The organism is Pseudoalteromonas sp. SG43-4 (assembly GCF_014164325.1).
GTDB classification, from domain to species: domain Bacteria; phylum Pseudomonadota; class Gammaproteobacteria; order Enterobacterales; family Alteromonadaceae; genus Pseudoalteromonas; species Pseudoalteromonas distincta.
This window is the reverse complement of sequence record NZ_JACJFB010000001.1, coordinates 412,272-425,500: the sequence shown is the minus strand read 5'-3', so window position 1 is coordinate 425,500 and position 13,229 is coordinate 412,272. Positions and strand designations below refer to the sequence as shown.

15 protein-coding genes are annotated in these 13,229 nt (G+C 38.1%); 8 read left to right on the top strand and 7 right to left on the bottom strand.

Going from position 1 to position 13,229, the window contains the following annotated elements:
• Positions 1–437: 437 nt before the first annotated feature.
• The 5 genes from H5160_RS01905 to H5160_RS01885 all read left to right on the top strand — a co-directional run bounded on the left by H5160_RS01905 (position 438) and on the right by H5160_RS01885 (position 4,033).
• Positions 438–1,292 (top strand): RNase RNM, encoded by an 855-nt coding sequence (locus H5160_RS01905; protein WP_182736528.1) that lies wholly within the window; start codon positions 438–440, stop codon positions 1,290–1,292.
• On the top strand, positions 1,289–1,909 hold the full coding sequence (locus H5160_RS01900; RefSeq protein WP_007375432.1) for an L-threonylcarbamoyladenylate synthase: 621 nt from the start codon (positions 1,289–1,291) through the stop codon (positions 1,907–1,909). Before H5160_RS01905 ends, H5160_RS01900 begins: the two co-directional genes overlap by 4 nt.
• Before the next feature lie 6 nt (positions 1,910–1,915).
• Positions 1,916–2,752: a ScpA family protein gene (locus tag H5160_RS01895; protein ID WP_182672249.1), complete on the top strand. Its 837-nt coding sequence runs from the start codon at positions 1,916–1,918 to the stop codon at positions 2,750–2,752.
• Positions 2,753–2,898: 146 nt separating this feature from the next.
• The gene (locus tag H5160_RS01890) at positions 2,899–3,450 is read left to right on the top strand and encodes a cytochrome b (protein ID WP_002961572.1); all 552 of its coding nucleotides are present in this window, start codon (positions 2,899–2,901) and stop codon (positions 3,448–3,450) included.
• A gap of 1 nt (position 3,451) precedes the next feature.
• Positions 3,452–4,033, top strand: coding sequence for a YceI family protein (locus tag H5160_RS01885; protein ID WP_039489966.1), 582 nt, complete (start codon positions 3,452–3,454; stop codon positions 4,031–4,033).
• A gap of 84 nt (positions 4,034–4,117) precedes the next feature.
• Here H5160_RS01885 and H5160_RS01880 read toward each other — a convergent pair whose 3' ends face one another.
• Positions 4,118–4,960: a transporter substrate-binding domain-containing protein gene (locus tag H5160_RS01880; protein ID WP_154903278.1), complete on the bottom strand. Its 843-nt coding sequence runs from the start codon at positions 4,958–4,960 to the stop codon at positions 4,118–4,120.
• A 139-nt stretch (positions 4,961–5,099) separates the two neighbouring features.
• Positions 5,100–5,267: a hypothetical protein gene (locus tag H5160_RS01875; protein WP_002961566.1), complete on the bottom strand. Its 168-nt coding sequence runs from the start codon at positions 5,265–5,267 to the stop codon at positions 5,100–5,102.
• 371 nt (positions 5,268–5,638) lie between these two features.
• On the opposite strand from H5160_RS01875, the gene H5160_RS01870 reads away from it, so the two are divergent.
• Positions 5,639–6,190 carry a hypothetical protein gene (locus H5160_RS01870; RefSeq protein WP_182695149.1) on the top strand — a complete coding sequence of 184 codons (552 nt, stop codon included), beginning with the start codon at positions 5,639–5,641 and terminating at the stop codon, positions 6,188–6,190.
• Here H5160_RS01870 and H5160_RS01865 read toward each other — a convergent pair.
• Positions 6,187–6,990 carry a hypothetical protein gene (locus tag H5160_RS01865; RefSeq protein WP_182736526.1) on the bottom strand — a complete coding sequence of 268 codons (804 nt, stop codon included), beginning with the start codon at positions 6,988–6,990 and terminating at the stop codon, positions 6,187–6,189. The genes H5160_RS01870 and H5160_RS01865 overlap by 4 nt on opposite strands.
• Before the next feature lie 188 nt (positions 6,991–7,178).
• Here H5160_RS01865 and icd point away from each other — a divergent pair, with 188 nt between their 5' ends.
• On the top strand, positions 7,179–8,447 hold the full coding sequence (icd, locus tag H5160_RS01860; RefSeq protein WP_138488944.1) for an NADP-dependent isocitrate dehydrogenase: 1,269 nt from the start codon (positions 7,179–7,181) through the stop codon (positions 8,445–8,447).
• A gap of 12 nt (positions 8,448–8,459) precedes the next feature.
• On the opposite strand, the gene H5160_RS01855 is transcribed toward icd, so the two are convergent.
• The 4 genes from H5160_RS01855 to H5160_RS01840 all read right to left on the bottom strand — a co-directional run bounded on the left by H5160_RS01855 (position 8,460) and on the right by H5160_RS01840 (position 11,018).
• Positions 8,460–8,891 carry a hypothetical protein gene (locus H5160_RS01855; RefSeq protein WP_002961558.1) on the bottom strand — a complete coding sequence of 144 codons (432 nt, stop codon included), beginning with the start codon at positions 8,889–8,891 and terminating at the stop codon, positions 8,460–8,462.
• Positions 8,892–9,302: 411 nt separating this feature from the next.
• A complete protein-coding gene (locus H5160_RS01850; RefSeq protein WP_007375422.1) occupies positions 9,303–9,509 on the bottom strand; it encodes a hypothetical protein in 207 nt (68 codons plus the stop codon).
• 29 nt (positions 9,510–9,538) lie between these two features.
• A complete protein-coding gene (locus tag H5160_RS01845) occupies positions 9,539–9,988 on the bottom strand; it encodes an N-acetyltransferase (RefSeq protein WP_182695151.1) in 450 nt (149 codons plus the stop codon).
• An 82-nt stretch (positions 9,989–10,070) separates the two neighbouring features.
• Positions 10,071–11,018, bottom strand: coding sequence for a LysR family transcriptional regulator (locus tag H5160_RS01840; RefSeq protein WP_182736524.1), 948 nt, complete (start codon positions 11,016–11,018; stop codon positions 10,071–10,073).
• A gap of 380 nt (positions 11,019–11,398) precedes the next feature.
• On the opposite strand from H5160_RS01840, the gene aceK reads away from it, so the two are divergent.
• A complete protein-coding gene (aceK, locus tag H5160_RS01835; protein WP_182736523.1) occupies positions 11,399–13,171 on the top strand; it encodes a bifunctional isocitrate dehydrogenase kinase/phosphatase in 1,773 nt (590 codons plus the stop codon).
• Positions 13,172–13,229: the final 58 nt, after the last annotated feature.

Here is a 13,229-nt window from a genome sequence, read left to right as displayed (position 1 = left end):
CGCAGTGCTTTTGCAATGCGGGGTTTGAATAACGATATCTAAATTACAAACAGATCATTACCGTCCCGCTATATCAGGCGCCACCACCAACGATGTGTAAGAGTAAGACCGTTATTCATGTTTTTCTGCCTCAAAATTTATTAAATATTTTTAACGTATTCGTTTCGTAAAATTTAGTTATAAAAAAACCCGCATAGTTGCGGGTTTTGAATTTTTGCTAGACACGACAATTCATCACCCGAAAATTACGAGTGCCACCACCAAATAGTGTTTAAGTTTGAATTGATCATTATTGTTAATTCTTAATGTGTCTGAAAGTGGCTACAGTAAAACGTATCTTATGCTTTTGTGTCAAGTGTTTATTTAAAACAATTTAGTCAAAAAAGTTGTTATACTTACATAAACACCAGTAACCCTTAATTTTAAGCAGTTTTCTTTTGATAAAATACGATTTACATAGCCATACTACACATTCAGACGGGCGTTTGACGGTTGAAGAATTATTGCATCGCGCTGTTGATAAAAATATTGATGTGTTTGCTATTACCGATCATGACACTGTGGCGGCTATTAAGCCTGCTCAGCAATTTATTGAAGCAGAAAACTTACCGCTTTCATTAATAACGGGTACCGAAGTGTCTACCAAATGGGAAAGCTTCGAAATTCATATTGTAGGTTTAAATATTGATATTAATAATATTGACCTTACTTCTTTATTAACGGCTCAGCAGCAAAAGCGAGAAGAGCGTGCACTAGAAATTGGCGCACGCCTTGCAAAAAATGGCTTTGATGGCATTTACGAGCAAGCTAAAGAGCTGGCAAAAGACGCGCAAATTACGCGCGCACATTTTGCACGCGCTCTTATTGAGCGCGGTGTAGCTAAAAATTTCCCGGGTGTTTTTAAAAAGTACTTAGGGCGCGGCAAAACAGGCTATGTACCTAGTTGCTGGTGCACCATGCAAACCGCTGTAGAGGCAATACATGCTGCTGGTGGTGTTGCTGTACTTGCGCACCCAAGTAGCTATCAAATGTCAAACAAGTGGCTACGCAAATTATTAGTAGAATTTAAAAGTGTAGGAGGAGACGCAATGGAAATTGCACAACCTCAACAGGCGCCAAGCGAACGTCAATTTTTAGGTGAACTCAGCCGTGAGTACGAACTACTTTGCTCGCAAGGGTCTGATTTTCATTTTCCGACAAGCTATTTAGAGCTTGGCAAAAATTTATACTTACCGAAAGACTGCCAAGGTGTTTGGCAAGTTTGGGAAGGACAAGAAGGGGCATTAACATGAGTCAATTATTCCATATTCATCCTGATAACCCGCAACCAAGATTGATTAGTCAAGCCGTTGATATTATTAAACAAGGCGGTGTTGTTGTTTACCCAACAGATTCGGGCTATGCCATTGGCTGTAACATTGGTAATAAGCAAGCCAAAGAGCGCATAGAGCGTATTCGTGGTATTGAAAAAAACGATAATTTTACGCTAGTGTGCCGTGATTTATCGGAGCTATCTACTTATGCACGTGTAGATAACCAGCTATTTAGATTAATTAAAAATAATACGCCAGGGCCTTATACCTTTATTTTTAAAGGCACAAAAGAAGTCCCTAAGCGTTTATTAAACGACAAGAAAAAAACCATTGGCATGCGTGTAATTGAACACCCAATTGCTTGTGCGTTACTTGCCGAACTTGGCGAGCCGCTAATGTCGTGTTCTTTAATTTTACCAGGGCAACAATTTACAGAATCAGATCCTGATGAAATATTAGAGCGATTAGATAAGCACGTTGATTTAATTATTCACGGTGGTTACTTGCCAGAGCAAGCAACCACAGTAATCGATTTGTCAGAAGATGAAGTTCAAATATTACGTGTTGGCTGTGGTGATACAAGCCCGTTTGAGTAATAACAAGTGAGCGAAAGTACTGCTGATACAAAAAGTAGTGAAAAGCCAGTGCAGCATAAGCTGCCACTGGCTTTTTTGCATGGTAAAGCGGTTGTAGATAAACCAGAAGACTTATATATTCCGCCCGATGCGCTCGAAATAATATTAGAAACCTTTGAAGGCCCGCTCGATTTACTGCTTTATTTAATTAAAAAGCATAAGCTTGATGTGCTCGATCTTTCTATTTTTAGTATTACAGAGCAGTATGTAAGTTATGTTGAAATGATGACCGAGTTTCAACTCGAACTTGCCGGTGAATATTTAGTAATGGCTGCGTTACTTGCACAAATTAAGTCGCGCTTATTACTCCCTGTTCACGAAGAACTTGAAGAGGAAGAAGACCCTCGCGCTGAGCTTATTAAACGCCTGCAAGAATATGAGTTATTTAAAAAAGCCGCCGAAAACCTCGATGATATTCCCCGTGTTGGGCGTGATATTTTTATAGCGCATGCCGCTATGCCAATAAATGAAGACACAAGTCATAACCTCCCTGATATTGAACTTAAAGACTTAATGCTGGCGTTGAGTGATGTTATGGCGCGAGCAAAAACGTTTGAACATCATCAAATTACTGCTGAAGTACTCTCAACCCGAGAGAGAATGAGCCAAATATTACAACAGCTATCGAAAGCAAATTCAGCAGTGGTATTTAATGCGCTTTTTACGCCTGATGAAGGGCGTAGTGGTGTTGTGGTTAGTTTTATAGCCATGCTAGAGCTCATTAAAGAAGGACTTGTTACTTGTTTGCAAGTAAGCCCAGAGAGCTTAATTTATGTCAGCTTGAGCGAGCAATCCACCCTATAAACTTATCTGTTTAATCCTCAACTTTTAAAAACTGACTTTAATTATCAAAGTTCTGTGCGTATACGCACGTAAAGTGTTTGTAAATGTTATTTTCATTTACGGCTATGCACTATATTGTAACGTCATAGCATTATAGGACGTTACACATGTTTAAAAATACACCTTCATCTTACGGACTTGTCGCCATTATTTTACATTGGCTCATGGCGTTGACTATTTTTGGCCTGTTTGGTTTAGGTTTATATATGGTTGAGCTTACTTATTATGATAGCTGGTATAAAGGCTCGCTCGATTTACATAAAAGCATTGGTATTACACTTGTGGCGGTATTTTTATTTAGAATTTTATGGCGTGCTTTATCTACACAACCTAAACCATTAGGTGAAAGTAAAGGCATGAACCAATTAGCACATACTGCGCATATTGCTATGTATATTATTTTGGCCGTTATAGTTGTTGCAGGGTATTTAATATCAACCGCAGACGGACGTCCAATAGAAGTGTTTACCTTATTTAATGTATCAGCGCTTGATTTTGCATTTGATGACCAAGCCGATATTGCAGGAAAAGTACATTATTATGGCGCGTGCACATTAATCGGGTTTGCAGTACTTCATGCACTAGGGGCGTTAAAACATCACTTTATCGATAAAGATAAAACCTTAATCAGAATGATCAAACCATTAAAGGATGATTAAAATGAAAAAATTATTAGTAAGCACAGCCGTTTCGGCTGCAATGATGTTATCGGCAACAGCCGCTAATGCAGCTGATTATGTAATTGATACGAAAGGCGGGCACGCATCTGTTAACTTTAAAATTAAACACTTAGGTTACAGCTGGTTATATGGTCGTTTTAATACTTTTGACGGCACATTTAGTTACGATGCTAAAAATCCTGATGCATCAAAAATTATGGTAAATATTGACACCACAAGCCTTGATTCTAACCATGCAGAGCGTGATAAGCACCTACATGGTAAAGATTTTTTAAATGTGGATAAATACCCAAAAGCGACATTTAAAAGCACCAGCATTAAATTTGATGAAGATGGTGAAGAGGCCGACGTAACCGGCGAATTTACGCTGCATGGCGTAACTAAAACTATTACCTTTGAAATAGATAAAGTGGGTGAAGGTAAAGATCCGTGGGGTGGATACCGCGTAGGTTTTGAAGGCGAAACCAGCCTTAAACTTACCGACTACGGTATTGATTACAACTTAGGGCCTGCATCTACTCATGTTGATATTATTTTATCAATAGAAGGCGTTCGTAAGTAATACAGTTATTGAATATAAAAACGCCACTTACTGTGGCGTTTTTTTTGCTTAACAGAAACTCAAATTAAGCGACTTTGAATTTGTTTATTTTGTGCTATTAATACGTGACTTTAATAGAGGCCTTAAATCCTCAGGCAACCAGCGCATAAGTAAATCGTTATAAGCCTGCGTTTTTTTAATAACTTTAAGCTGCTCATTAAGAATAGCGATGTCTTTTGCGCCTTGCTCGTTTTTAGTACAACCAATAAAGCCATAACTGAGCGCTGGAGATTCGGTTAATGGACGCTGCGTTAAGTTTTCTTCAAAGTGCATTGATTTAGCTAAATAGTAATGCTCGCTTGGGTAACCCAGCAAAATATCAATTCGTTTTAGGTTAAGCATATATGTAAGGCTCGCTAGACTATCGCGTGTGGGTCTAATTACTAAATCAATGTTGGGTGTACTGTTTATTAAAGTATCTATCTCTTGGCCGTAAGAGCGGCTCATAGAAACTCCAAGAGTTAGTTTTTTATCTTGTATTAAATTGAGTAGTGATACTTCTTTTGATTCCGCTATATTTAGCGCTTTGGCCAGCTTTTTATGCATTGCTATTGAAGGCGAGAGGCCTGTTGTTGAGCTTTCGTCTGTGAAATAAATATGCTCTTTTCTGTAATCATTTTTATAAAGCGATAACGCACAAACATTATTTGAAGTATTAGACAGCTCTTGAATTACTTTACCTGAGGGGATAAGCATGCGGTTAAAGGTAATATTAGGAAGTTGTTTTTCAAGTAAAGAAATTATGCTTTCGTCACGGCCTTGGTGTTGATATTGACCATTTAAAATATAATAGGGTGCAAAATCGTGCGCTAGCCAGTTTATGGTTCTAGCATTGCTTATTGAGCTCAGACAGAAAAAAAGTAAGAAAGTTAAAAATATACGGAGCATTACAACAGCTACCAGTAATTATTATTGTAAAACTATTGTAACCAATAAAGGGCTAAAAAGTAAAATGCCAGCAACAAGGCTGGCATAATATCTTATCAATAATTGCAATAATAGAATGGCAATTAAAGTTATATGTTGCTTAGTTAGCTTTTAGCCACTTAACAAACTGGCGTGCATCACTCGCTTTTTGAAATAATGCATTTTTTAAACCTTGTGTATCACTGAAGATTACACGATGTTTGTTTACTGAAATTGATTGCACTGGATGTGCTATTTGGATCATAGACCCGTTATATTTATAAGACATAATAAAACTCACTTTATTCTTGTTATTTATTCTGCGCTATATTTGTATAGCAAATTGCAGTCAATAAATTAACGATGTTGTGTTTAGCTTCATTACAGTGTTGACGATCTTTATGACACTTTTGCGATGATAGTAAAAAATCATCTCGGTATTATTCAAGGGGTTCTCGCCGTACAATAACTTAGCTTTCAAATATACGTTTTGCGGGGCTTACTGGATCAGGGTAAATGGTTAACCGCGGCGGTTTCTTTAAACCAGAGAGGGAAGGTAACTTATATATAAATTGTGTGCAAGCTATTTATTATAAAAATATTTATAATAAATCTTATCAACTGCTTACAAAGCCCATTTTTAGTTACCAAAGGATAAGTATGAATTACCTAATAGTAAGTGATATTTATGGTTTAACCCCTGCTTTAAGTAAGTTATCACAGGCAATTAGTTCAAATTTAGTGATTGTTGACCCATACAATAACAAGATTCAAGCTATTGAAAGTGAACAAGATAGTTATAATAATTTTATACAGCAGTGTGGCCATGACAAATACACGGACAAACTTCTAGAATGCTTTGAGAGTTTAAAAGTGCCGACCACATGTATTGCGTTTAGCGCAGGGGCAAGTGCAGCATGGCGGGCACAGTTATTAACAGGCAATACACACCTTAAAAAGTTAATTGGCTTTTATCCGTCGCAAATTCGTAATTATTTAGCGTTAGATGCAAATGTACCCTGTGAATTCATATTCCCAGAAAGTGAGAGTCACTTTAATGTTGATGAAGTTATTAAAGCTTTAAGCACCAAAGCGGGTGTTAAGTGCTATAAAACCAATTTTTTGCATGGTTTTATGAACGAGTACTCAACCAATTTTAATGCGCAAGGGCTGGTTGAATATAGTAGCTATATAAAACAGAGCAGCCGTTAAAGCGTGTTTAGCTGCTTTTTATTAATATCAGGAAAATCAGTACGGGTATTATATTTTGCATACAGCGTTGTAAAAATGCTGCTGCCGGATAACTTATCTAACTCTTTTATAAAGGTTTTAGCACTAGAACTAGCGGGTCTACAGCATGTTTGATACTGTTTTATTATACCCGCGACAGATAAACCTTGTTTTTGTAGCTTAAGGTCGGCCTGTGCAAAAAAAGCCGCACCCGTCCAATAAACACGTTGCTGGGCGCGTTGTTTCCACATATCGGCAGAGAGCTTATTAAGTGGCTGTGTTTTAGTTTTGGTTTGCAGGCGGGCACGATCAAATCCTGCATTTAAACGTTGTACAAACTGTGGCTGGGTGATTATACCGCTGTCACGCATTATTACGTTTTGCATATAACTGGCAAAACCCTCGCTTAGCCAAAAACCGGAGTAGGGAAGTAGCGGCAAATATAAATGCGAAAGTTCATGGTATAGCGTCCAATCTTTAGTGAATGCATTTAAACTGGCGTAGCGATCTATATGTAGTTCAATCCCATCTGGGCTATTGCGCTTAACTGTAGCCCAAGGTACAGGCTCAAAAGCAAAGTATTGCGGTTTTAAATAAATAGGCAAAGTGGTTTGCTTTAAAGGCCCCAGTGTATTTTGTGTTTTTTCAACACTTTGATTAACCCATGTAGACACCGTATTTTGAGCATTACTTGAGAGCGAGCTAAGGTTATGTATGACTACTTCAACGGCTAATACGTTAAAAGAGCTGATTGATAGTAGCAGTACAAAAAAGTATTTCATTAAAATGCTCCACTGTAATTTAATAACTGGTACGCCAGGCTTAATATACAAGACCAACTAAATGGATAAATAATCACGCCTAATTCTTTATTTTTTAAAATGATAGTAACTATAAAAGTACAAATACAGACACCTCTAGCTAAGCATGGTTTAATCAATTAATCGTTATTTTAAGTTAGGTTTTAGCCATGACGTATCAGCATATTCAAGTTCCTGAGCACGGCCAAAATATCACTATTGATGCACAAGGACATTGGCAAATACCGTTAGAACCTATCATTGCTTTTATTGATGGCGATGGCGTGGGGCTGGATGTTATGCCGGTGATGCGCCACGTTGTTGATAGTGCAATTGAGCATTGTTATAAAAGTGCACGGAAAATTCATTGGATGCAAGTTTATAATGGCGAGCAGGCCGCAAAGCTGTATGACGGTGACTGGTTTCCACAAGAAACAATTAACGCGGTACGTGCCTGCAAAATTGCCATAAAAGGGCCGTTAACCACACCACTGGGTGGTGGCTTTAGATCACTTAATGTTGCACTCAGGCAAGAAATGGATTTGTTTGTAAATATGCGAACTATAAAAGGCTTTAGCGCACTTCCTTCTCCTTTAAAAAATCCTTTTTTAACAAACATAACAGTGCTTCGTGATAGCAGCGAAGACGTGTACTCAGGTATTGAGTGGCAAGCAGGGAGTGTAGAAAGCGAAAAAATGCTCGATTTTTTATGTGAGGAAATGGGCGTAACTCGCTTAAGGTTTTCACAAGAATGCGGTATTGGTATTAAAAATATATCTAAAGAAGGCTCTGAGCGACTAATGCGCTTTGCCATTAACTATGCACTTAAAAACGATAGTGAATCATTAACGCTAGTGCATAAAGGCAATGTACTTAAATTTACCGATGGGGCATTTAAGCGTTGGGGGTATGCACTTGCACAAAGCGAATTTAATGCCACTGCACATGAAAATGGGCGTTGGCTGCAAATAGAGCGAGTAAATCAAGCACCTCTAATTATTAAAGAAGTTATAGCCGACAACATGCTGCAGCAATGTTTAATGCACCCAGAGCAATTTGATGTAGTGGTGACGACTAATCAAAATGGTGACTTTTTAGCGGATATGCTGAGCGCACAAGTTGGCGGTGTTGGCATAATGCCTGCTGCAAATTTAAATAACGATGTCGCATTTTTTGAGCCTACACACGGCACGTTTGAACGTATAGCAGGGCAAAATAAAGCAAACCCCAGCAGTAGTATTTTAAGTGCGGTATTAATGCTTAAATTTATGGGATGGGACGAGGCCGCATTACTAATAGAAAATGCGTTAGAGCAAACATTTAAAAGCGGTGAAGTAACCTTTGATTTAGCGCAAGAGCAGAGCGATAACTCAAGTATTCATAACTCGACAACCTTAACTTGTACTGGCTTTGCAAAGAAGGTTATCGAGCACTTTTAAACACATTCATTATTAAGCTGCTGAGGCAGTTTTTACTCTGTGCATGCAAGGGCGGTTGGTTAACTGCGCTGCACGATGGTAAATCTCATGTGCTTGAGGTTCATCGCACTGCGTACCACTAAGCGTATCCATTAACGCAACAACAATAATTGCAGGAACCTGGCAGCAATATTCGTCTAAAACGGCTTCTGTCGTTTGTGCATCAACATGGCAAAGTGGGTGGTTTTTAAGTTGGTATGCGTTTAGCAATGTATCCACTTCTAATACATCATTTGGTTGGTGCTTTGTTTTACGGCATTTACAACCAAACTCATCAACTAAAGTAGCTAATGCTTGGTAAGTTTCAGTGGTGTTAGTTTTTGCGCATAACTGCTCTTCAATAAACTGATGTAAGTTAGCATCAATAAATAACCCGTCTTGTTGTGTGAAGCTTGATGTTGTCATAATTATTACTCTTAGTTTGTTGGCTTAACTTCACTCTAGCGTTAAGTGTATTATTAATGAAATTGTTGTTTTCAATAACTGACATTGATTTCATAAATAGTAAGTTTTAAAACTAAATAAAAAATAGAAAACATACCTAAATTATACTAATTAATTTGGTGCAGAGCGGTAAAAACGTGCACAAAACTGGAACAAGGGGATTAGTTGATGAGTTAAGGTGGATGCTTAGTTAATTGTTTTTATTGAATTTTAATTGTTTTATGAAGTTGGTACTAAGCTTGCTAATCTTACACTGTAGGTAGACTCCTATATCGACGATTTCCAAAAGCGCCATGGTATTTTCCCAAAGTTGAATACCACGGCGCTTTTTTATTTTCTCGTGTATTTTATTTAGCCGTAACAATAGTAATATTAAATTTTAATAAAGTAGGGAATAGCCACTAAAATAGCGCCTACAATCAACAGCATGCTAACACTGCTCATAAAATACGGAAATACCAATAGCGACAGACCAATACAAAGCGGTACTACGGCTTTTTTTCTTCGCCCGTAAGTAAGGTAGCCAATACCTATGCCTCCAAACAAAACACTCCACGCAATTATTGATGCACTATCCATTTGTAAATTACCTATTTTGAAATACTGATTTAAATTACGACCGACATAGCCAGCTTTTCAATACCATGTGAAGGGATCCATCTTTTAAATTCCACGAAGCCATGCTTTTTATATAAATTTATTGCAGGAGTATTAGCAACCGCAGTCTCCACTATTGCATGAGAAAAATCATCCATTGCTAAAACATAACTTATTAGCTTACTTGCGATACCTTTTTTAAAATGACTAGGATCAACGGTTAAACTACAAATATCTAAATACTCGTTGTTTGTATCTACTTCTATAACGGCTGCTAAACATTCATTTTCGCTGTAGCCATAAAAGGTTGTTTCTGATTTTTTTATACCTTTAATATTACGCGCTAAAGGAGGAAAGTTATGCGCGCCGATCAGTTTAGCCTCTATAGCGTAGGACTTTTGAAAGACAGCAAAAATTATATTTGCAATATCGTTATTCTTATTATTAAGTTTGTTTATCATTATATTCTTCTAATGAAAGTAAAGCTTGGACAGTATGCGCGATAGTAAAATACCTGGTGCTTGATGTGATGAAAATAATAATTTATCTATCTGCAATCGTTTTAGCAAACGCTAATAACTCACGCCTTAACCATTGGTGCGCCGTTGCATGGTGCAGCAGTGGGCTCCATATCATTTTTACTTCAATAGGCACTATTTGAAATGGTACAGGGCTGATTACTAAATCAGTATGAGAGGTTAATAACTTAGCTTGCCTGCGCGGTAGGGTGGCAATAAGTTGCTCTGATTGGCAAAGCAGGCTTGCGACCATGTAGTGGCGAGTAAAAACACGTATTTTACGGGTTTGTTCTAGTTGCCAAAGCGCTTCATCTACCCAGCCTAATTTTTGCTTTCCTGATTTATTAGTAACAGCGGCTTCAGGCCCCCAGCCGGCACGATTTACCCAAATATGCTCTTTTGTTAAGTAGTCGTCTAACCCTGATTGTTGTAAAAATGTATTTTTAGGATGGGTTAAACAACAGTAATTATCGCGCCATACACTGGCTTGATGAAACGAGCGTGGCAAACCATTAAAGCGATTTATTGCTAAATCTATAGTGCCTTTTTCCATGTCTTGCAGGTTTATGTCGCTTGGACTTAATACATCAAAATTAATACCGGGATTTTTACTAAGCTGCGCAGTTATAAAAGGGGCTATTAAGGTCGACTCTATGTAGTCATTTGCCATTATTCTAAAGGTAACTTCAGCGGTTGCAGGGTTAAATTGCTCACTAGGCTGCGTAATAGCTTCGGCCATTTTTAAGAGCGCCTCAACTTCAGGCTTTAACGCAAGTGCCTTTGCCGTTGGCGTCATAGAGCCTGCGGCACGCACAAGTAGCGGGTCGTCAAATAAATCGCGCAAACGTTTTAATGCGTTACTCATAGCCGGTTGCGTAAGCGCGAGTTTATTTGCAGCTTTCGACACACTTTTTTCATCTATTAACACATTTAAATAAACGAGAAGGTTAAGATCGACATTTCTTATATTCATATGGGCGTGTTGGCCTTTCAGGGTTGAAATTTGTTCAATCTAGGGGCGATTTAATCGCGGCGCGAGGTTTGCCACCTAGTGGGCTAAGTAAAAATCGAGCAACAAAGAGTTAATCGTCCCTAGAAAGAACCCTATGGGCAGTGTGTATTTGGCCTTTATGCAGCGTTAAAGTACATTTATGGGGAGCCACCACACTACATGTACTTTGCCTTGCTTATAAACCAAATACACGGCTGCAAAATTAACCTCGAAAGGTCAATACGCCCAATAAATTCTATTTATATGGTTTATTAATTATCTAAATTAAAGCCTGCTTGCTAAGGTGTAAACAATTAATAAAAATAACCGCCATAACTGGCATCAATATAAGTGCTGTATTTATGCAAAATAGGCTAACACATCAATCTAATAATACGCTGCAAAACGTTATTGCCAGTAAGCTTGCACGATCTGTTTTTGCTGGATTTGAGGCGATGTTTTCGCAATTTTTAAATATTACACTGGGTGCACAAAGCCGTTTTGAACAACGACAGTACCATAGTGTGCAAAGTGCTATGCGTGAACGTTTACAAGTGTATGAGCGCGAAGTGAAAAACGTGAGTGAAGCCGTGAGAGTTATTGCTTATGCTGAGCTTACTTGCCCGCAAACGTGGCAGTTAGCTAAAAATATTTACGGCGATATGGTACAAAATCACGAAAACAAACCTATTGCGCATACTTTTTTTAATTCAACGTTTGGCGCAATTTGGGACGATAAAAAAATTCGTACTGTGCATTTATTTGTATTAAAAGCAAAGTATCGTAGTGAGCCGCGCTCTTATGAAAGCTTAGTGAGCAGGGTATCGCTACATAATGGGTTTAATAACGCCGTTAAAACGCTTATCACTAATCAAGTATTTAGAGTGCCGTTTAGTCATTTAGAACTTGATGTAGCCACATTACAAAGTACGTTAATGCAAGGCGCTAAGCAGCAATGCAAACAGGTGTACGAACTTATAAATTTAAACGACGGTTATATTGAATACGCCAACTCATTATTTTTTAGAAACAAAGCCTGTTATTTAATTGGGCGCTGCATTGCTAAAAATGGCGACAATATGCCTTTTGCTATCGCTATTTTAAATACCGATGAGGGACTAAAGCTTGATGCTGTAATGATGGGCGCCGATCAATTAAGTTTATTATTTGGCTTTGCACGCACCTATTTTATGGTTGATACCGATAAGCCCGCTCGTTATGTAGATTACTTAAGTGTGTTAATGCCACACAAACAACGCTTTGAGTTATTTAACGCCATTGGTTTTATAAAGCACGCCAAAACTGAGTTTTATCGGTATAAGGTCGATACGACTAAAAATAGCCCAGCCAACTTCAAGTATGTCACAGCACCAGGGACGCCAGGTATGGTAATGCTGGTATTTACTATTGAAGGGCTAGATTACGTTTATAAAGTAATTAAAGATAAATTTAGTGCGCCAAAAACAGCCACCAAAGCACAAGTGATAGACAAGTATAACTTTGTAAAACAAGCCGATAGGGTTGGGCGTTTGGTAGACACACACGAATTTAGATATTTAGCGTTTGATTTAAGCCGTTTTAGCGACGAGCTGCTTGAGCAGATGAAAAGCCAAATTGGCAGCAGCATAGTTATATCTGGCAAGGCACTCATTTTAAAGCACGTTTATGTTGAGCGTAAAATGACCCCGCTTAATTTATATATTAACCAATGCGATAACAAAACCCTAGAACGAGTAATGCATGACTACGGTAAAGCAATTAAAGAGTTAGCGGGCGCTAATGTATTTCCGGGCGACATGCTAATGAAAAACTTTGGCGTAACGCGATGGGGGCGAGTGGTGTTTTACGACTTTGACGAAATTTGCCCGCTTACCGATTGCAACTTTAGAGAGGTTCCACAAACCCAAAATGCACTTGAAGAGCTAAGTAGTAACTCGTATTTTGATATAGCTGAAAACGATATATTTCCGAGCCAATTTAAGGTGTTTTTTAGTGCCAACGAGGTTGCGTTTAATTATTTTAATAATGAGCACAGTAACTTGTTTTTAGCGACGTTCTGGCAGGATTGTCAGCAACAAGTACATAATGGTTATCTACCCGATGTTTATCCTTATAAACAAAGTTGGCGCTTTTGAGGTTGTTTGAATCTGTGTTCATCCCCATCTATATGTTATTACAGTTTTTAAACTTGGA

What these genes read in the sequence shown, in the direction of transcription:
- H5160_RS01845 (WP_182695151.1), bottom strand. Translation starts at nt 9,988, where the DNA reads ATGATAAACAAACTTAATAATAAGAATAACGATATTGCAAATATAATT.
- H5160_RS01880 (WP_154903278.1), bottom strand. Translation starts at nt 4,960, where the DNA reads ATGCTCCGTATATTTTTAACTTTCTTACTTTTTTTCTGTCTGAGCTCA.
- H5160_RS01900 (WP_007375432.1), top strand. Translation starts at nt 1,289, where the DNA reads ATGAGTCAATTATTCCATATTCATCCTGATAACCCGCAACCAAGATTG.
- H5160_RS01855 (WP_002961558.1), bottom strand. Translation starts at nt 8,891, where the DNA reads ATGACAACATCAAGCTTCACACAACAAGACGGGTTATTTATTGATGCT.
- H5160_RS01840 (WP_182736524.1), bottom strand. Translation starts at nt 11,018, where the DNA reads ATGAATATAAGAAATGTCGATCTTAACCTTCTCGTTTATTTAAATGTG.
- H5160_RS01850 (WP_007375422.1), bottom strand. Translation starts at nt 9,509, where the DNA reads ATGGATAGTGCATCAATAATTGCGTGGAGTGTTTTGTTTGGAGGCATA.
- aceK (WP_182736523.1), top strand. Translation starts at nt 11,399, where the DNA reads ATGCAAAATAGGCTAACACATCAATCTAATAATACGCTGCAAAACGTT.
- H5160_RS01890 (WP_002961572.1), top strand. Translation starts at nt 2,899, where the DNA reads ATGTTTAAAAATACACCTTCATCTTACGGACTTGTCGCCATTATTTTA.
- H5160_RS01885 (WP_039489966.1), top strand. Translation starts at nt 3,452, where the DNA reads ATGAAAAAATTATTAGTAAGCACAGCCGTTTCGGCTGCAATGATGTTA.
- H5160_RS01870 (WP_182695149.1), top strand. Translation starts at nt 5,639, where the DNA reads ATGAATTACCTAATAGTAAGTGATATTTATGGTTTAACCCCTGCTTTA.
- H5160_RS01865 (WP_182736526.1), bottom strand. Translation starts at nt 6,990, where the DNA reads ATGAAATACTTTTTTGTACTGCTACTATCAATCAGCTCTTTTAACGTA.
- H5160_RS01875 (WP_002961566.1), bottom strand. Translation starts at nt 5,267, where the DNA reads ATGTCTTATAAATATAACGGGTCTATGATCCAAATAGCACATCCAGTG.
- icd (WP_138488944.1), top strand. Translation starts at nt 7,179, where the DNA reads ATGACGTATCAGCATATTCAAGTTCCTGAGCACGGCCAAAATATCACT.